This window comes from Flavobacterium frigidarium DSM 17623 (assembly GCF_000425505.1).
In the GTDB taxonomy this organism is placed as follows: domain Bacteria; phylum Bacteroidota; class Bacteroidia; order Flavobacteriales; family Flavobacteriaceae; genus Flavobacterium; species Flavobacterium frigidarium.
In genome coordinates, this window is the sequence record NZ_AUDO01000008.1 from 169,581 (window position 1) to 190,650 (window position 21,070).

12 protein-coding genes are annotated in these 21,070 nt (G+C 34.4%); 8 read left to right on the plus strand and 4 right to left on the minus strand.

The genetic code is table 11. The features are described 5' to 3' along the window. Positions 1 to 68 precede the first annotated feature (68 nt). Positions 69 to 2,957 (minus strand): triple tyrosine motif-containing protein, encoded by a 2,889-nt coding sequence (locus tag H603_RS0105800; RefSeq protein WP_026707685.1) that lies wholly within the window; start codon positions 2,955 to 2,957, stop codon positions 69 to 71. Positions 2,958 to 3,255: 298 nt separating this feature from the next. Here H603_RS0105800 and H603_RS0105805 point away from each other — a divergent pair, with 298 nt between their 5' ends. From H603_RS0105805 to H603_RS0105820, 4 genes are all read left to right on the plus strand, one after another. After that, a complete protein-coding gene (locus H603_RS0105805; RefSeq protein WP_026707686.1) occupies positions 3,256 to 6,378 on the plus strand; it encodes a SusC/RagA family TonB-linked outer membrane protein in 3,123 nt (1,040 codons plus the stop codon). Between the two features lie 18 nt (positions 6,379 to 6,396). After that, the gene (locus tag H603_RS0105810) at positions 6,397 to 7,914 is read left to right on the plus strand and encodes a RagB/SusD family nutrient uptake outer membrane protein (protein WP_026707687.1); all 1,518 of its coding nucleotides are present in this window, start codon (positions 6,397 to 6,399) and stop codon (positions 7,912 to 7,914) included. Between the two features lie 152 nt (positions 7,915 to 8,066). Beyond that, the gene (locus H603_RS0105815; RefSeq protein ID WP_026707688.1) at positions 8,067 to 9,506 is read left to right on the plus strand and encodes a glycoside hydrolase family 30 protein; all 1,440 of its coding nucleotides are present in this window, start codon (positions 8,067 to 8,069) and stop codon (positions 9,504 to 9,506) included. Between the two features lie 42 nt (positions 9,507 to 9,548). After that, a complete protein-coding gene (locus H603_RS0105820; protein WP_035675534.1) occupies positions 9,549 to 11,813 on the plus strand; it encodes a glycoside hydrolase family 3 N-terminal domain-containing protein in 2,265 nt (754 codons plus the stop codon). Positions 11,814 to 11,905: 92 nt separating this feature from the next. Here the strand turns inward: H603_RS0105820 and H603_RS0105825 are convergent, their stop codons facing one another. The 3 genes from H603_RS0105825 to H603_RS0105835 are packed head-to-tail and all read right to left on the minus strand — an operon-like array spanning position 11,906 to position 17,511. Then, positions 11,906 to 12,988, minus strand: a complete 1,083-nt coding sequence (locus tag H603_RS0105825; protein WP_026707690.1) for an alkaline phosphatase family protein — start codon at positions 12,986 to 12,988, stop codon at positions 11,906 to 11,908. 13 nt (positions 12,989 to 13,001) lie between these two features. Next, on the minus strand, positions 13,002 to 14,411 hold the full coding sequence (locus H603_RS0105830) for a SusD/RagB family nutrient-binding outer membrane lipoprotein (protein WP_169628285.1): 1,410 nt from the start codon (positions 14,409 to 14,411) through the stop codon (positions 13,002 to 13,004). 10 nt (positions 14,412 to 14,421) lie between these two features. Next, entirely contained in the window at positions 14,422 to 17,511 is a 3,090-nt protein-coding gene (locus H603_RS0105835; RefSeq protein WP_026707692.1) for a SusC/RagA family TonB-linked outer membrane protein, read from the minus strand. Positions 17,512 to 17,702: 191 nt separating this feature from the next. Between H603_RS0105835 and H603_RS0105840 the strand changes: the two genes are divergently transcribed. From H603_RS0105840 to H603_RS0105855, 4 genes are all read left to right on the plus strand, one after another. Further along, a complete protein-coding gene (locus H603_RS0105840; RefSeq protein WP_026707693.1) occupies positions 17,703 to 18,680 on the plus strand; it encodes a polyprenyl synthetase family protein in 978 nt (325 codons plus the stop codon). A gap of 57 nt (positions 18,681 to 18,737) precedes the next feature. Further along, positions 18,738 to 19,670, plus strand: a complete 933-nt coding sequence (locus tag H603_RS16560; protein ID WP_051219203.1) for a CPBP family intramembrane glutamic endopeptidase — start codon at positions 18,738 to 18,740, stop codon at positions 19,668 to 19,670. 106 nt (positions 19,671 to 19,776) lie between these two features. Beyond that, a complete protein-coding gene (locus H603_RS0105850) occupies positions 19,777 to 20,337 on the plus strand; it encodes an RNA polymerase sigma factor (protein ID WP_026707694.1) in 561 nt (186 codons plus the stop codon). Continuing rightward, positions 20,324 to 21,040, plus strand: coding sequence for a hypothetical protein (locus H603_RS0105855; RefSeq protein ID WP_157510407.1), 717 nt, complete (start codon positions 20,324 to 20,326; stop codon positions 21,038 to 21,040). Before H603_RS0105850 ends, H603_RS0105855 begins: the two co-directional genes overlap by 14 nt. The last annotated feature ends 30 nt before the right edge of the window (positions 21,041 to 21,070 follow it).

Genomic DNA, 21,070 nt, shown 5'->3' on the forward strand with positions numbered 1-21,070 from the left:
TATATAGAATATAGAGAAAAGGATTTGGTATGATTTACCAAATCCTTTTTTGTTATATATACTGAGCTTTAGATACTCATTAAATATCCGGTTAGATTTTCTTTTTTATTCAAATCTAGTTTCTTCCTTAACCTGTACCGTGCTAGTTCCACCCCACCAGACGAAATATTCATTATCTCAACTAGTTCTTTAGTTGACATATTCATTAGTAAATATGTCGATAAATCTAATTCACGCGGTGAAATTGTAGGGTGTTTTTCTTTTAATCTTTTTAAGAAATCGAAGTGTACATTCTTAATGTGTTTCTCTAAATCTTTCCAACTTTTATCATTATTTACTTCCTTTGAGATACTTTTATTAAGTTTGCTGATTTGAAATTTTGTAGCCTCATCCAATTGATTATTGTCAATCTCTTTTAGTTTCTGAATGATTCCATTTAAAACTTTATTTTTTTTAGCCACTTGTAAGGAGTTATTTACAAGCTCTTTATCTTTAGATAAAATCTGAATTTGCAACTTATCGTTTTTTAGCTTTTCTATTTCTTTTTCAAGCTCATGTTGTTCGTGTTTGATTTTGGCTTCTTTTTCTAGGTAAAGACGACGCTGTTCTATAGTCTCGTAGTATTTATTCTTTCTAATTTTTGATTTTATTTGTTTCGAAATAGCTATAAAAAGGGCAGCTATTAATAGTAAATAGACTAAATATGCTAATACGTGACGATACCACGGTGGCAAAATCTCAAAATTCAAAGTAGCTACATCTGAAATAATTCCATATCCGTTTTTAGCTCTGATTTGCATAGCGTAATCACCTTCTCTTAAATTAGTATATTCTTTTATAGTTAGCGTGCTCCAAGGATGCCAATCGTTTTCAAAAGGGACTAATCGATAGCTATATCTCACATTTTCCTGATTTTCGTATGTTGGTGAAGAAAAAGCAAACTTTACATTATTTGATCGGTATGGGATTTCGTAGTGTGGAGTCGCAGTGTTACTCGATTGATTAATGTTGATATTCTCACCCAAGTAGGAGAAATTTGTTATGAATACTTTTGGTTTGTGGATGTATTCATCCGAGATTTTACTATCGTAGTGTGCTAATCCATCAATGAGTCCAATAAAAATGTTGTCTGGATCTACTACATTTACAGAAATAAAATTTTTGACTAAGCTTCCTTTTAAGTTGGAGAATGGGGCAATTATATTAATGTATATAGAACTAGTATTCTTTTTCAAAAGGCCAAGTGACTCATTAAAGCTATACCATAAGTTACCTTGCGAATCTTCTCTTACAGCATCTATATGTGGGATATTTTTAAAGAGTTTAGTGTAATTATTATCTTTAAAAAATATGTTCTGTTCCCTTGAAAATCGGTAAAACTTATTATTGGTTTGAAAGTACACTTTATTGTCAATTTTTTGAATACTATTAATAGTAGGTAGAGAGGTATTTAATGCAGCATGTTTTTTTATTACGGCAACTGATGTTAAATCAGCGCTTAATTTTAGTTGATACACATAGGGAGCCATTCGAAGCCAAATAAAATCATCATCCACCTCCATTTCAAAAGTATTGATGATTTCATAAAAGCCCTTAACACGATTGACTAAAACAATGCCGTCAGCTGTTTTCTTAAATATGCTAAATCCGGTGTAGTTGAGCCCTAAGACATAATCCGGTTTACTCGGCAAAGTCCTAAAACCAAAATACCCAATGTCATCTAACTTTGTTACTATCTTGTTTTTAATCATTAAGGCTCCTCTGTTGCTGGCACATAACAATGTATTCCCAAAAACTTCAATACTCCAAGCTTGAGCATTTGTTCCTACAATCAGTTGAAATGATTCGTCTTTAAAATCGCTATTATAAGGGTGGTAGAATAAACCTTGATTTGTAGCTACGTATAGATTATTTTCGAAAGTCACAGAAGAGTATACTGTGCTTAAATTGTAGCTATAATCAAAGAATGTAAAAGGGGAATTAATATTGATAAAACTGATACCATTGTCAAGGCCTAACCACAAATTTTTTCGGTTGTCTACAAATGAGCTTAAGACTGTGTTGTTTTGTACGCCTTTACTATTATTAAGCCGTTGAACAATTTTTCCATTCAAATCACATATGGCAATTCCATTCAATACAGAATTTAAAACAATAAACTTGTTGTCAATTAGTGTACCACCCAGGGAGGTGTTTTTGATAACAAAATCGTTCGCCTCCGTTTTCCAGGTATTTATCTTTCCATTCTCCATTAAAAACAATCCCTTTTCTAAAGTCATTATCAAGGTGCGATTTTTATTTAGTGGGATCATTTCCCATATTTCAGTACCGTTAAAGAATGTTGTCTCTGAAATAGTTTGCAAATTTTTGTTTTTGTATTCTAAAATACCTTTTTCTTCATCTTGTATAAACAACCTGCCATTAACAAGGAAAGAAAACTGAAATTTAGAAGGCGCTGTGATTATTTTGTATTTATTTTGATCGAAAATAAAAGTTTTGGTAAAGGACTGAAATACTACTTGGTTATTAAAAAGATGGATGCGCCAAATAAGATTGATGTTTGATTTGTCTTGTTCTTTTAAGTTTTTATAAAGCGAGTTATAAATGAGCTTGCCTTTATTATCTGCCTTAAAATATCCAAATTCATTATTTCCTCCTACATAAATACATCCGTCGTTACCCACCTTTAAGCTTCGTATGGTGGATATATTTGGTAGTCTATATTTTTTCCATGTTGTCCCATTAAACTGTAGTAATCCTTCATTATTAGCAAAGTAAATATTGCCATTTTTATCTTGATCTATATCCCAATTTTGTGTACCCCCTTTATAAGCAAGTCTCTTATAATTGATTGCATTAGGTAATCCAATATTTTTCACTTGTGAATACCCTAACTCTATGTTTGTAGTAAGTAAGAGTAGAAGTGTTATTTTTATATAGATTTTAATAAAATTCATTAAGTGTACTTATTGGTAGTGTTATTATGATTACTGTAATAAAAAAGTCTAAATATAGGTCGTTTTAATTAAAAAGTTAAATGTAGTGTTTATTCAGTTGTATTAACTTTTCTATAACAACCCTTTGTGTTAATTAAATTACTGATATTAAGTATTTTAATAATAATTTGATGTGTTTTTGTTTGGTGTGTAAATGTATTTTGATGTGTTTTTGTAAGTAAAATTAAATAAAAATTACGAAAAAATATAGATACTTTAGCAAGGAATTAATAAATAATTAACCATAATTTTTAGAAAAATGAAATTAATAAAAACTCTTATTTTTTGTTTTTCATCGTTATTATTCTCAGTATTAACACATGCGCAAGATGCGACAGTGACTGGAGTTGTAAATGATGAAAACGGGATGCCAATTCCTGGAGCATCCGTATTATTAAAGGGAAGTAGTACATCTACTATATCTGATTTTGACGGAAAGTTTAAAATAGTAGCCCCTGCAGACGGAACACTTATTATAAGCTTTATTGGTTATAGTTCATTACAAGAACCCATAAACAAACGTAGTTCACTTACTGTAAAATTAGTATCAGAATCTCAAAATTTAGATGAGGTAGTTGTAGTAGGTTATGGAACGCAAAAGAAAAGTGTAGTAACCGGATCTATATCTAGTGTCAAAGCAAAAGATTTAGAAAGTTTGCCTATTACAAGAGTAGAGCAAGCTTTACAAGGTCGTGTATCTGGAGTCTCTATCGCTGCAAATGCAGGGCAGCCGGGTTCAGCATCTACAATTCGTATTCGTGGTTTTACAACTTTGAACAATAATGATCCATTATGGGTCGTTGATGGGGTTATTATTGACAATGGCGGTATTGGTTATTTGAACCAATCTGATATCGAGTCAATCGAAGTCTTGAAAGATGGAGCCTCTGGTGCAATTTATGGATCTAGAGCTGCAGCGGGAGTTATTTTGGTTACAACCAAAAAAGGGAAGTCAGGAAAAATAAATGTTAATTATACGGGGTTCTCAGGTGTGTCTCAAGCCGCTAAGAAAATCAATTTATTAGATGCTTCGCAATACACTACAATAATGAATGAAGCCTATACCAATGGAGGCAAAGCTGCACCATATGACAGTAATATTAATTATGGAAAAGGGACCAATTGGCAAGATGCTATCTTTAATAATAGTGCACAACGTATCTCACATGAATTAAGTTTCAGTGGAGGAAACGAAGCATCTACTTTCTACATGTCTTTTGGATTAACAGATCAAGAAGGTATTGTTACAACAGATATTTCCAATTATAATAGAAAAAACATCCGTTTGAATTCGAATCATAAATTAGGGAAATTTATCAAAATTGGACAAACATTAGGATATTCTAATGAGAAAACAATTGGTATAGGTAATACTAATGACGAATTTGGAGGACCTTTGTCATCAGCAATAAATTTGGATCCATTAACTCCAATAATTGAAACAAATCCTAATCAACCAATTTATACTAGTAATCCTAATGCAATTAGGGATGCAAATGGTAATTACTATGGTATTTCGACAATTGTAACGCAAGAAAACACTAACCCTCTAGCGTATACTCAAACAAGATTAGGTAATAATGATTTCTCAGATAACTTTGTAGGAAACATTTTTATTGAAGCAGAAATTATTCCTGGATTGAAATTTAAATCTACAGCTGGAGGTAAATTGGCTTATTTTGGATCAGATAATTTTACGCCCGTATTCTTCTTGAATGGTGCTACAAAAAGAGATAAAAATGAGCTTTTTAGATCGTATAAAAAATCATTTAGCTGGAATTGGGAAAACACATTGAACTATACTAAGAAGTTCGATGACCACAATTTTAGCGTCTTATTAGGTAAAGGGACTTACGTAGATAATATTTCTTCAGGTAATGATGTTACCTATCAAGGTGTTCCGGCAACTTCTCATGATGAAGCATCTTTCAATGTTGAAATTCCTATAGCAGATAAATTTGCTAATGCTTATTCGTCACAAGCTTATGAACACAGAGTTGAATCTGTATTTGCAAGATTAAACTATGATTACAAAGAAAAATACATTTTCACAGGGATTATACGTCGCGATGGTTCAACTCGTTTCGGACCCAACAACAAGTACGGAACATTTCCATCAGTTTCTTTAGGGTGGGTTCCTTCAAAAGAAGGATTCTGGAATGTTGATGGAGCTGTAAGTTCTTTAAAAATTAGAGGAGGTTATGGGGTTACAGGTAATGATTCTTCTCCCGATTTTCTATATATATCTACAATTGGTATTAAGAGAAATTATACGATTGGTGGAATTCCTATCCCAGGACAAAGTCCGAATGCAATTCCAAATCCTGATTTAAAATGGGAAGAAACGAAACAAGCAAATATTGGATTTGAAATGAATTTACTTCGTGACTTTAACTTAACAGTAGATCTGTTCAATAAGAAAACAGAAGGAATTATCATGCCTATTCCTAACCCTGGATTTGTAGGAGCGACAGGGGATTCATACGCTAATCTAGCTAGTATGGAAAATAAAGGAATTGACGTAGAATTAGGATATAGAAAAAGAATTGGAGATTTGAACTTATCTTTAAATGGTAATTTTTCCTATATTAAAAACGAAATCACTTACCTAGATAAAGGGGTAAACTTTATTTCGGGAGATGAAACAGTGCAGTCGAGTTCTTATGAAATTAATAGAACACAAGTTGGTCAAGCTTACAACTCATTTTACGGTTTTAAAACGAATGGTGTCTTCCAAAATCAAGCCGAAATTGATTCGTATAAAAGTGCAGCTGGAGTTGTTATCCAACCAAATGCGAAGCCAGGTGATTTCCGCTGGCAAGATTTAAATGGAGACGGACTTATTGGTGGAGAAGATCGTACGTTCTTAGGGACATCTTTACCAAAATATACATACGGACTTACTTTAAACTTAGATTATAAAGGTATTGATTTACTAGTTTTTGGTCAAGGAGCAGGTGGAAACAAAATCTATCAAGGTTTAAGAAGATTAGATATTATCAATGCCAATTATCAAACAGAAGTTTTAGGACGTTGGACGGGTGAGGGATCAACAAATAGTTACCCAAGAGTCACCACTGATGATACAAATAAAAACTTTAGCAATCCTTCTGATTTTAATTTACAAAAAGGAGATTTCTTTAGATTTAAGACAATCCAATTAGGATATTCATTACCATCTGACTTTATCAATCGTATTTCTTTGCAAAAAGTTAGATTTTATGTAACGGGTGAAAACTTATTTACAATTACAAAGTATACTGGTTTTGACCCAGAAGTAGGAGGTCCATCAGCAGCTGGAATGGACAATGTGCAAGGTGTAGACAGAGGATATTACCCTCAAGCAAAATCGTATATGCTGGGAGTTAATCTGCAATTTTAATTTTAAAAATAAGATATTATGAAACTGATAAGTTTTAAACAATCAATAGTTGCTTTAGGAGTGGTACTGACTTTTGGGTCGTGTGATACTGACGAGAAATTAGAAGTACAAGGTGACGGAGTCGTACTAGAAACAGCATTTTATAGAAACGAGACTGAAGCTTACTCAGGTTTAGTTGCAGCCTATGATAAGGTTGGGAAGTTTGCAGGTTCAATGGAAACAGCGCCTTTATTATTTTTGAATTCTGCTTCAGATGATTTTTATGCAGGAGGTGGTAACTCTGGAGATCAGCCAGGTTTGCAAGTAGCTTCAAATTATACCGTAAGCCAATTCAATATACCGCCAGCGATTTGGGCAAATTATTACCAAGGTGTTTTTAGATGTAATGTAATGATTCAAAAATTGCCTGAAGTTGATATGGATACAACTAAAAAAGCTAGATTCATGGCAGAAGTAAAAACGTTAAGAGCATATTACTATTTTGATTTGGTTCGAATGTTCAAAAATGTACCCCTAATAGTAGTGCCATTGAGTAAAGCAGAAGTTCCTAATGTTATGCAAGCTAAACCAGAAGAAATATATGTTCAAATGGAAAAGGATTTAAATGAAGCGATAAATGACTTGCCTGTTACACTTGCTACAACTGAATCTGGTAGATTTTCTAAAGGTGCTGCGATAGCACTTTTAGGAAAAGTATATTTGTATAATAATAAAAAAGCAGAAGCTGCTACAGAATTTGCTAAGATTAATGGTACACCTGGATCTACAAGTAGCTACGGTTATAAATTGATGCCGGCATATGCTGATTTGTGGAATCATGCAAACAAGTTCAATACAGAATCAATTTTTGAAATTGCATATTCTGATAAGTCTAATGCTGACTGGGGAAATTTCGAACTAGGAAATGATGAAGGAAACGTCGCAGCACAATTAATGGGGATTAGAGATTACTCTAGAACAAGCACTGGACTCGCTGCGGGTTTACCTGATTATATTAATGGGTGGGGATTTATTACAGCTACAACTGACTTAGCTAATGTTCTAAAAACAGATCCTCGTTTTGCATCTACAATTTTCGATGCAAAAGCAGAAAGAGCAGCTGGCCGAATTACTTATACAGATAGTTATAATGAAACGGGCTATCACTTTATAAAGTACGCGGCAGTTAATGAAGATATCAAAGCAGCAAATCCATTCTTGAATTTTTCTATTAATACCTACATTATCCGTCTTGCAGATACCTATTTGATGGAAGCAGAAGCATTAAATGGAAGCGGAGCTAGAGCTCAAGCACTTCTTGACGCTGTAAGAGCTAGAGTTGGCTTGCCATCAGTACCGGTTTCTATGACGGCGATAATGAATGAAAGAAGATTAGAGTTAGCAGGAGAAGGGCACCGCTGGTACGATTTAGTGAGAACAGGTCAAGCTGCTGCTAAATTAGCTTTCAAAGGTTTTACTGCAAATAAAAATGAAATCATGCCCATACCATATAGTGAATTCAATAACACTAAAATGGTTCAAAATCCTGGCTATTAATTTGAATGGTGATAGAACAGCATAATTCAATTGATTGAAAACAGTTCATATTGACTATAATATGGGCTGTTTTACAATCGAGTACGATATAGTATGTCTAAATTTTAAAAAGCAAACTATTAGGAAAACGATAATATTTTAAACACAAATAGATGAAAATTATTAAATATACTCTGGGCGTACTTCTATTTTCTGTTACCGCTTTTGCACAATCTCAGAATGAAAAGAAACCCGCAAAAATTAAGATATACACTACTGCAGAGAATACTACCTTAAAATTGACACAAACTGACGATGTGTTTTTTTCGAAAGGAAAGCAACCGCTTGAAATAGAAACATCAATTGTAGTTGAGCCAAAAAAGACTTTTCAGACTTTTCTTGGTATAGGAGGTGCGATAACAGATGCCAGTGCTGAGGTATTTGCAAAATTACCTAAGGACAAACAGAAAGAATTTTTAAACGCTTACTATAGCAAAGAAAACGGAATAGGATATTCATTATTAAGAACGACGATTCATAGTTCTGATTTTAGTTCAGAAAGCTATACGTACATTAAAGAAGGTGATAAAGATTTAAAAAGTTTTTCAATTGCACACGATCAAAAATATAAAATTCCGTTGATTAAGCAAGCCATAAAAACGGCCGGAGGAAAGCTTACAACTTATGCTTCTCCATGGAGTCCACCAGCATTTATGAAAAACACAAATAATATGCTTCAAGGCGGCAGTCTTTTACCAGAGTTTTACCAAGCTTGGGCAAATTATTATGCAAAATTCATTAAAGCTTACGAGAAGGAAGGCATGCCAATCTGGGGCTTGACAATACAAAACGAACCTATGGCAAAGCAAACATGGGAATCTAATATTTATACAGCCGGTCAAGAAAGAGATTTTTTAAAAAATTATTTAGGACCAACGTTGAAAAAGGAAGGGCTAGCAGATAAAAATATTGTTATTTGGGATCACAATAGAGATTTGATGTATGAGAGGGCAAACACGATATTATCTGATCCAGATGCAGCACAATATGTATGGGGAACAGGATTTCATTGGTATGAAAATTGGTCAGGGGGAGAGCAAATGTTTGATAATGTGCGCAAGGTTTATGAAGCTTATCCTGATAAAAAATTATTATTTACTGAAGGTTGCGTCGAAAAATTTGATGCAAATAAATACCAGTTTTGGCCTAACGCTGAAAGATATGGAAAAGCAATGATTAATGATTTTAATAACGGAACTGTAGGCTGGACGGATTGGAATATTTTGCTTGATCAAAACGGAGGTCCTAACCACGTAGGGAATTTTTGTTTTGCACCAATTCACGCTGACACTAATTCAGGAAAACTAATTTATACGCCATCGTATTTTTACATAGGTCATTTTTCAAAGTTTATTCATGCTGATGCCAAGAGAATTAGTTCTGCAGTGAGTAGAAGTAATATAGTAAGTACTTCGTTTTTAAATACAGATGGATCATTGGTAACTGTTGTAATGAATGATTCTGATCAAGATGTGGCATATAGTTTAATGGTGGCAACTGATAAAGCCGAGGTTATTATTCCGGCCCATGCAATACAAACGCTCATTTATTAAGAAAGATTAGCTTTTGCGAAAGCATAATATTTAAAATTGAATATGAAAAAAATAGTAATGATTATGGCTCTTTTTTCATTGTCGGCGGCAGTGAATAGCCAAGATATAAAAATGAGCAACTCCACAATAGACAATAAGGTAAAGGCTTTATTGTCTAAAATGAGTAATGAAGAGAAAGTAGGGCAGATGACTCAAATTACAGTCACTAATTTTGAAGTGACGGGAAGGAAAGGAGTTATTGATGCTGCTAAATTAAAAGAAGGAATTCAAAAATACCACATTGGGTCCATTTTAAATGTGCCAAATCCCGGTGCTCCCACTGTAAAGAGATGGAGAGAGGTGATTGCAACGATTAGCGATGAAGCTAATAAAACGCGCTTGAAAATTCCTGTTCTTTATGGAATCGATGCTATTCATGGAGCAAGTTATACTCAAGGGGCAACTTTGTTTCCACAACAAATAGGGTTGGCAGCAACTTTTAATACTGAGTTGGTCAAAGAAGGAGCTCAAATTTCAGCTTATGAAACTCGTGCTTCTTCACTTCCTTGGGTTTTTTCACCTGATTTAGATTTTCCAAGAAATCCAGCATGGTCAAGAATGTGGGAGACTTTTGGAGAGGATGTTTATTTATCTTCAAAAATGGCTGTAGCATTAGTGCAAGGTTTTGAAGGTGATGGAGTGGGATCTAAATATCAAGTAGCCTCGTGCATGAAGCATTATATCGGTTACGGAAGCACCACTACAGGAAAAGACCGCACACCTAGTATAATTCCTGAGAGAATCTTGCGTCAGTACGATTTAACAATTTATGAAGCTGCAATCAAAGCAGGGGCAAAAAGTGTTATGGTAAGTTCGGGTGAAATAAATGGTACTCCAGTCCACGCAAGTAAGTATTTAATCACTGATGTTTTAAAAAACGAACTAGGTTTTGCAGGAGTGGTGGTAACTGACTGGAAGGATATTATTTATTTGTACACTCGTCACAAAGTGGCGGAGTCTAATAGAGATGCAGTTAAAATTGCAGTAATGGCAGGTATTGATATGAGTATGGTCCCTGAGGACTTTACATTTTATACTGATTTGTTAGATTTAGTAAATAAAGGTGAAGTGCCTATGTCTCGCATAGACGATGCAGTTTCCCGAATTTTAAAAATGAAGTTTGAGCTAAATTTATTCGAAAATACTGTAGCTAACCCTAAAGATTATCCTGATTTTGGTAGTGACAAACACATCCAAAAAGCCTATGAAACAGCAGCAGAGTCAATTACTTTGTTGAAAAATAAAGAATCAGTTTTGCCACTTAACAAAAATGAGAAAATCTTAGTTACAGGCGCTACTGCAAATAGTATGAAGTATTTAAATGGTGGGTGGTCGTACACTTGGCAAGGAGAGAATTCAGATACTTACGCAGCAGATAAATTTACGATATTAGAAGCTTTTCAAAACAAAATAGGCAAAGAGAATGTACTTTATACAGCTGGCGCCGACTTAGAAATCGAGAACAATGAAGAAATTGCGAAGGCGGTAGTGCTTGCAAAACAAGCCTCTAAAATTGTTTTGTGTTTAGGGGAAAAAAATTATACCGAAACACCCGGGGATATTAGTAATATATACATGAGTGATTCGCAAATAAAATTAGCTTTGGCTTTAGCCAAATTAGACAAGCCAATTATCTTAATTTTGAATGAAGGCCGTCCAAGATTGATTAGTGATTTTGAATCAAAAATGAATGCGGTCATTCAATGTTACCTTCCCGGAAACGAAGGAGCAAGGGCTTTAGTAGATATAGTTTACGGAGATGTAAATCCAAGCGGAAGATTGCCTTATAATTACCCAAGATATCCAAATTCATTAGAAAAATACAATAGAAAATATACCGAAAGTATATCAGAAGGTGAGCAAAATGACGATGCCAAATATGAAAAAAGTTATTTGCCACAATATGAATTTGGTACAGGATTATCCTATACCACTTTCAAATACAGCAATATAAAAATTGATAAAAAAGAGATTAGCAGTTCAGATGAAATTACAGTTTCTGTTGATATAACTAATTCTGGTTCTAAAGAAGGAAAAGAAAGTGTTTTATTGTATCTATCAGATAATGTAGCTTCTATAACACCAGAGTTTAAGTCACTAAAACGTTTTGAAAAAGTGAATTTAGCGCCAAGCGAAACTAAAACAATTACGTTTACTTTAACTCCACAAGATTTGAAATTTGTAAATAATGATTTAAAATGGATTTCTGAAAAAGGAACATATACTATTCAAATAGGAGATCAAAAAGTTGATTTTTTATTACAATAAGGCGTTTAGCTTAGAATAATTATGGTTTTGTTTTTTGTGAAAAAGGGTTTGACAATAATGTCAAACCCTTTTGATTTTGGTATAGTATAGTTCTATTTTGCCACTCCCGGTATTTCATTAGCAATAGGATGATTTGCTTCAAAAGTGTACCCCATTATTTTGGACATAGTTTGCGCAAATTGATTTTGGTACAATTGATTTTCATTTTTCATTTCACCCTTAGCTTCAATTTGTGGTCCCATAGTAGCAAACCAAATTTCGCTAGCATCTTTTATATGCGGACCATGACTTGTCCATTCTGCTTTTATGATATCTCCACGTCCGTGATCTGTGGTGAATACTAATGCCGTTTTTCCTTTGTATTGTGGATCACTTTCTACAAAATCCCAAATTTCCTTAATCCAAGCATCTACTTGATGCGCAGCATCTAAGTACGAACGGTAAAAACCATAATGTGCCCACTCATCTGTTTCACCGTAGGAAATATATAGGACGCGAGGTTTGTTGGTTTTCAATTCTTCTAATGCGCCATAATGCGTAAACACATCCAAACATTCTTCTTCATGAAAAGGTTTGAAAGAATCGGTGCGCATGGAATTGATTAGTTTTTGTCTTTCATTTGGCGTTTTACCTCCCACATTATCAAAGGCAGATACCACTGGGAAACCAGCTCTTTTTTCATTCAAAATGTTATCAAAAGCATCCCAAGCACCATAAGCTGCAACTTTTCCTTTTATCTTTGGTTGTTTGTTCAGGAATTCTAAAACAGTAATATTGGGATTAACAGGATACTTATTTGAATTGATCAATGTGTCTGCATAACCCGTCATGATTTCGTTATACCCAGGATAGCTAAACCAGTACGGATTGGCGTTATTAACTTTGTTTCCTAAGTTTCTGTTGCCATAAATTTGTCCTTTTTTTGCCAAAACGGACCACATAAAAGGCATTAGTTTTTCTCTGCGTTCCTTTGGGGTCTCGGCCCAATATTTTTTATAAATATAGCTGCTGTCGTTTTGATTGAATTTTTTGTCTCTGGCGAGCGTTTCATCCATCCCATTAAAAGCTTCTTGCCATCTAAAACCGTCAGTGGTAATTATAATGATGTTTTCTGCTTTTTGAGCTTGAGCTATTGTACCGCAAGCAAGTAATAGTATTATAATTATTCTTTTCATTTTCTTATTTTATTTAAAATTTATCCCACCATACTTTAGCATTAATATCATCTGTTCCTCCTAATTTTTGCAGTGCAGCACTGTTGTTTTGTGCATTTACAGATTGCTCTAAACTAGGGTACATGATACGTCTTGGAACTTTATTACCGTTTTTTGACCCTGGACCTGCTTGAATAAAACTAGGTTTGCCTGTTCTTTTCCAATCAAACCAAGATTCGGTTCCAGTATGATACAATGCCAACCATTTTTGAGTGTACAAAACTTCAGTTGTCGCGCTATATGGTGCGGTTGTCGTCAAGTAATCAGCTGGCATAACCATATTCCACTGTTTGAATGATCCTTCAACTGCTGCGTTGTAATAGGTTTGCGCTGATCCTGCAGTAATTAAATTGCGTTGACTTGCTTCGGCTAGTAAAAAGTTTAACTCACTATAAGTCATAAAAAGTGCTGCGATTTTTGTTTTGGTATAAAAATAATCTTCGGCTCTTCTTGAGTAGTTTGTTGGCTCGCCAATTTGGTCTAAAGTCAATCCTGGCTGCAATCCCAATTGGTTGGTAGATCCCGCAATAGGATCAATCCACTCGGCAAGTCTTGGGTCATTGTTAGCGATCAAAGTGTTTACCAAATTTGTTGTTGGGATAACAATATTATAACCATATAGTCTATTAATTCCATCACTCATAGGTGAAATATTAGGAAAACTTCCCGAATAAAAATAAGCAGCATTATCAGCGTTCGATGCAAATAAAGGGTATTGTGCAGGCTTAGAGATAATTTCGTTCAATTTTGCACTCACATTTATTTTATTCGAAATACGCATCAATAACCTTATGTGCAGCGAATTGGCAAATTTTTTCCATTTCAACATGTCACCGTTGAATAAATTATCACCTTCTACTTTTAGCTTGGTATCGATGATCGCATTTGCATTATCAAGGTTTAAAAGTAATTGCGTGTATATTTCTTCTTGTGTATCGTATTTTGGTTTCAAATTTCCTTCTTCGCCTTTTGACGCTTCAGAGTAAGGTGCATCTCCATAAGCATCTGTGATCACTTGCATGGTATATGTTTCTAGAATCAAACTGATGGCTTCGTAATTCTTATCTTGTAGCAACAAGGCTTGTTTTTTAATGTCATAAATATCATTGAGCCATTTGTACATTCCCCAAAAACGACCATCAGCGCCCCAATTGTAAACATCTAATTCATTGTACTCGTAATTACCACCATATTGAGCCACAATATCCCCAAAATTGAATGAGTTGTTTACATTGTTATTGGCTAGGTTAAAAATCACATTAGGTAATAACTGTTTGGGTTGAGAAACTGTAGGTTGGTTTTTGTTGGTGTTGATTTCTTCAAATCCATCGGTACAGGAGATGCTTAGACCGCAGAAGAATAATAAGGTTATAAATTTTTTCATGATGTTTTTTTTAGAATGAAGCATTTAATTTGATTCCGTAATTTCTTGAAGATGGCAATTGCAATACTTCAAAACCAGGTAAAAGAGTACCGCCGCTAATGGCTTGAGTTTCGGGATCAATGTTTGGAACTTTCGTCCAAAGTGCCAAGTTGTTTCCCACTAATCCTATGCTTAAGTTTTGCATGTGCACAGCTTTAGTATATTTTGAAGATAACCTGTAATTCAAACTCACTTCTCTTAATTTTACATAAGAAGCATCAAATGAGTTGACTTCGATGTTATCTCTTCTAAAAGCGTTTGAATAATACCAGTTTTCAGCAGTCACCGAAGTTGTGTTTGGGCTGTAGGAACCATCGGTGTTTTGAACCACTCCTTGACCTATAATTCCTGTCTCTCTTCCTGGTAAGGAAACGGCTAGGATACCGCTTTCCATTCCAATTGCATTGGTCATCGAATAAATTTTACCACCACGACGCACATCAACAAGCGCATTTAAACTCAGGTTTCTGTATCTAATGTTTGTTGAAAGTCCCAACATCCAGTCTGGATTGTAGTTTCCTATTTTCTTGATTTTTGTATCTAATATTGGCGAACCAGCATTGTCATAAACGATTTGGTTGTCTGGGCTTCTTAGGTATCCGCGTCCATACATGTCACCCATTCGCTCTCCTACACGAGCTTCAATTGTACCACCGTTAGGACCTTGAGCAATGATGTAATTGTCAATTCCGGCTGTTAATTCTTTTACTGTTCCGCGGTTACGAGTGAAATTCGCGTTAAGCGTCCATTCAAAATCAGTTGTGCGAACAGGGGTTAATCCTAATCCAATTTCGATTCCCTTATTTTGAATTTTACCTGCATTGATTACATTCGAATTAAATCCAGCTGCTTGCGAAATATCAAGACCTACAATTTGGTTTTTAGAGTTGGTTACATAATAACTTGCATCTAGTGTGATTCTCTTCTTGAAAAATTGAGCTTCAATCCCGGCTTCATATGAAGTGGCAATTTCAGGTTTTAGATTGCTATTTAAAATTGAAGAGGGGTTGGTCAATGTTCCAGGTAATGAACCATTGTCATAGGTTTTTACTAATCGATAAGGATCAGTATCATTTCCTACAGAAGCGGCGTTGACTCTTACTTTTAAGAAATCTATGTTCTTATTCATTTCGAAAAAAGAAGTAGGTATAAAACTCAAAGAAGCCGAAGGATAGAAGTACGAATTGTTGTTTGCCGGTAGGGTAGAAGACCAATCGTTTCTAGCTGTAACATCTAGATACAAATAATCTTTGTATCCTATATTGGCTAGACTGTACATACTATTGATACGTTTTTTATAAATATTTTTAGATTGAATTGGCATCACATTGATGTTTTGCAAATTGTAAATTCCGGGAATACTGATTCCTTGTCCTTCAATTTTACTTTCAGAGGTATACTGATTCATGCTATTGGCACCGTAAGAAACTTTAACACTAAAGTCACCAAAAGTGTGATCGTAACTCAATAACATATCAGCATTATACTCTGTAAAACCTATTGTTTGTTCGCGGTACATTCCGTTGGTGTAGCGAGACGAACCTATAGGTCTGCGTGACCATCTAAAATCATTTGAATTATCCATTCCTATCCTAGCCATAAAAGAGAAATCATCACTAATTTGGTAAGTTGAAGATATGTTTCCAAAAATCCTTACTTTCTTGAAGGCATTGATATTTTCGTACGCAATTTTAAAAGGATTATCTCCCCATCCAAACATGCTGTTTTGTCTCACATCTTTCACTATCCAATAATCCTTTAGCCAGTCAAGGTCAACATTAGTATGATTCCACAATAAATTGTACATGATTCCTTGACTTCCGTAACCTGAAACTGGCGTGTTGTCACTAGCGCTTTTTGTGTAAGTAGCTACCGTGGCAAATTTCCATTTGTCTGAAATGTTGTAGTTAAGGTTTAAACTTATATTGTCTCTTTTTAAATTAGAATTAGGTACAATATCTTCACTAGTGGTTTTCCCGTAGCTCAATCTGAAATTTGTTTTTTCATCTGATCCAGAAATCGAAACAGTATTCGAAATCGAATTTCCCTTCCTGAAAAAGTCTTTTAAGTTGTATCTAAATTCGAAAGGTAGAACTTGACCTTCACCTACAGAATACCCTGGACTACCATTTTGAAGGATTGAAAGTCCTGAATCAAAACGAGGTCCTAAGTTGGTATCAGTACCCGGATCGTAAACTTGTTTAGAGCCTGCACCATAAACACCCTGAATCTCTGGCAAACGCAAAGCCTCGCTTGTCATAAAAGAAGAAGAGATAGAAACACCCAAACCTTTGCCTTTGCGACCAGATTTTGTGGTAATTACAATCACACCATTTGCTGCTCTAGACCCATAAAGCGCAGATGCTGCAGCACCTTTCAATACATTAACACTTTCTATATTTTCTTGATTGATTTCGGCTGCACCATTACCATAATCTGTAGGTAGATCAGTTTGCGTAGTAGGACCTCCTCCTACACCGTAAACGTTATTGTTAATCGGAATTCCATCCACAATAAATAATGGTCCGTTATTGTTAATGTTCAATGATTTGTCGCCTCTAATAGTAATTCTAGAAGAACTTGTGATTCCGTTTCCTGAGCCAGAAATTTGAACTCCCGATATTTTTCCAGAAAGATTAGAAACAAAATTGGTCGAGTTAACCTTATTGATATCGTCTGATTTTAATTCTTGGGATGCATAACCTAGGGCACGTTTGTCTCTTTTAATACCTAGGGCAGTGACAACTACTTCACCTAGTGCTACTGAATCGTCTTGCAGAATGATATTTAATTTCTCTTGATTGGTTGCTATTGCTTCTTTAGCTGTAAAACCCACATAGCTAAAAATTAAGGTTTTTCCTTTTTCAGTTGCAATGGAGTAGCTTCCATTTGCATCAGCGATTGTACTGTTTTGGGTCCCTTGTACGAGAATGGTTGCACCTGTTAGCGGGAAGCCAGCTGAATCTGTTACTTTTCCTTGAATTATAATAGATTGTGAATGCAGCAATTGCCCACAAAGTACAATTAAGAATAAGAGTAGATTCTGTTTTAAAGTTTTCATTTTTTAGTAGTTATGTTTGTCGTGCAAAACTATTGGTCTACTTATGGGATGTGATTAAGAAAACTTTAACAAAACAACAGTTGCAATTAAGAATAGGTTAGCAATGTTAACTAGATGTTTTTGTGAATTCAATGTTTAAATTTGTCTAAAATGGCTTTATTTTTACTAAAAGCTGTAACTTTGAAAACGAAATGAATGTTACCTCACAAATAAAACAGCCCATCTTTAAAGAAATGGAACTTTTCGAAAAAAAGTTCTATGAATCGATGACTTCACAAGTGGCTTTACTTAATAGAATTACCTATTATATAGTAAACCGCAAAGGGAAGCAAATGCGTCCTATGTTTGTTTTTCTTACTGCTAAGATGGTTTCTGGTGGAACAATCAATGAGCGAACTTATCGTGGTGCTTGTGTAATTGAACTTATTCACACTGCTACTTTAGTACATGATGATGTAGTGGATGATAGCAATCGACGACGTGGTTTTTTCTCAATCAATGCGCTTTGGAAAAACAAAATTGCAGTATTAGTCGGGGATTATTTACTCTCTAAAGGACTGTTGTTATCAATAGACAACGACGACTTTGACTTACTTAAAATTATTTCTGTCGCTGTACGTGAAATGAGTGAAGGAGAATTACTTCAAATCGAAAAAGCTCGAAGACTCGATATTACCGAAGATATTTATTACGAAATTATTCGAAAAAAGACCGCGACTCTTATTGCGGCTTGCTGTGCTCTTGGTGCTAAATCTGTAATTGAAGATGTTGTACAAGTAGAGAACATGCGAAAATTTGGTGAACTCATAGGGATGGCATTTCAAATCAAAGATGACTTGTTTGATTACACAGATGAAGCCATTGGGAAACCAACCGGAATCGATATTAAGGAGCAAAAAATGACGCTTCCTTTAATTCATGTATTAAATACGTGTACCTCAAAAGAAAAATCATGGTTGATCAATTCGATTAAAAACCACAACAAAGACAAAAAAAGAGTCAAAGAAGTAATTGCTTTTGTCAAAGACAATAACGGTTTATTCTACGCCGAAAACAAGATGGCTGAATTCCAACAAGAAGCTTTACTTTTATTAAACAACTACCCTGAATCTGATTTTAAAGATGCACTGATCCTTATGGTTAATTACGTTATTGAAAGAAAAAAGTAACAGTTTTAATTCATACATTGCGTTTTCAAAAAATACTCTTATTTAAGACGGTATGTTATGAGTTACTTAATTTCATCAAAAAATCCATTATTAGTATTTGCAAAGATTGATGATAAAAAACCACATTGGTTAGTAGCACTACTACTTGCATATACTTTTCTTATCCTTGGTCAGATTATAGGTTATTTTGCTAGAATGCCATTTGAAAGCGCTATTAATTCTGTAATAAGTCCAGTGTGGCAAAGTACTATTTCTCTGTTTATACGGCTTATTTTTGCTAACATTTTTATAATAGGATGTGTTTTTTTATGGGTACACCTATATGAAAAAAGACCATTATCCTATCTCGGTTTTAAAAAAAAGAATTTTGCTGAGCTATATTTGAAGGGAATCCTTTGTGGAATTTTGATGTTTAGTACAGTAGTAGCAGTAATGGCAGTCTTTCAATTAGTTACATGGGAAAATGGTAATCCAATGTTGCAAGGTGTAAAGGTGCTTTTTCCAACACTTGTGTTATTGAGTGGGTTTGTAATTCAAGGCGCAACCGAAGAAATTCTATGTAGAGGCTGGCTGATGCCAATTTTGTCAGCGAGATATAATCTTTCGGTTGGCGTGTTCTTATCCTCCTCACTTTTTGGTATGTTGCACGCATTCAATCAAAATGTTACTGTTTTTGCCGTTATAAACATTATTCTAGTGGGTGTGTTCTTCTCTCTTTTTGCTTTACGTCAAGGTAGTTTGTGGGGCGCATGTGCATTACATAGTGTGTGGAATTGGTTACAAGGGAATTTTTTTGGTTTTCAAGGAAGCGGTCAGGATGTTGGTCCAACGATCATGAATTTAAAAGAAATTGGTCCGGAATGGATTACGGGTGGCGCATTTGGTCCAGAAGGGGGAAGTGTATGCTCCCTTGTAATCTGTATAGGTATTGGCACGATTCTTTATCTAAATGGCAACGATATAAAGAAAATTAAAAGTATTCAATTATAGAGAGATTTCTAAGTCTTGACTTTATAAATTTTATATTTAATTACATTTCATGCAACCTTTTTGCCTTGACATTCGTCTATAGTTATAGAAACCCTTTACAACAACTTTGAAAGTAATCAATTTATATCAACAGGAAAAAGAAATGATTCAGCTAGCTGTCGATAACAATCGTCAAGCACAGCAACAAATCTATTCTCGATTTTCTCCAAAAATGTTAAGTATCTGCCGCTTGTATGTAAAAGATGTTCAGCAAGCCGAGGATGTTATGATTACCTCTTTTATGAAAGCGTTTATAAGTTTGAAAAATTTTCAACACAACGGAAGCTTCGAAGGATGGATTAGGCGGATTATAGTTAATGAATGCATTTCTTTTTTGCGCGTCCATAAAAAAGTAAATTTTATTGAAGATACCTTTTATATTGAAGAAAGTACTGATGTCGTCGAATGTGATTTGGCAACAGATGAGATTCAGTTAATGATTGATAATTTGTCAGAAGGCTATAAAATGGTTTTCAATCTCTATGCAATTGAGGGATTCAAACACAAAGAAATAGCAGTGATGCTAGGAATCAATGAAGGAACTTCAAAATCGCAATTGTCACATGCCAGAAGGATTTTGCAACAGCAAATTAATGCAACAAAAAAGTATGATTATGGAGCCAAATAAATTCGATAAAAGTATAAAAGATAAAATGGAGGCAAGAACTATTGAACCTTCGGCTGATGCTTGGGGAAAATTAGAAGCTATGATGCCTATGGCCGATAGACCAAAGCGCAAATATGTTTGGTTGTATATCGCTGCTAGTTTTGTGGGTTTACTATTAATGAGTTCTCTGTTTTTTAATCAAACTACGTCAAGCAAAATTGATACAAACAGTCCAGTTGTGGTAAAACAGGTTCAAACAAATATTAATTTAGAGAAAAGTAAAGTAAATAAGGAAGAGCAAACGCTTTCACAAAAGGGAAACAGTGCTATTGTAGTCAGTGAGCCTCTTAATGAAAAGGAAATAAGTAAAAAAGAGCCTGATCATTTGAAAGAAAAAGAAGTTGTTGTTTTTACGACTAAAGACAAAATTGTGAATGCAGTTTCAGTTTCTTCTGAAACAAAAGTTACTGAAGTAATTAGTAAGAACAAATACACGAGTGCAGAAGAACTGTTAGCAGCTATAAGTGATGTAAATGGGAATGCAAATACAAATGAAAAGTCTTTGACAGTGAATAGAGTAAGTAGTTCAGTTGATCCAAACAGTTTATTGTCAAGCGTTGAGAAAGAATTAAATCAATCGTACAAAGAATCAGCAATAGAAAAGTTCAATAAAAAGTTAAATGTTGTTAAAACGGCTTTTGTGAATAGAAATTATCAAGAATAAATAATCAATCATCAATCAAAAAACGAAAAT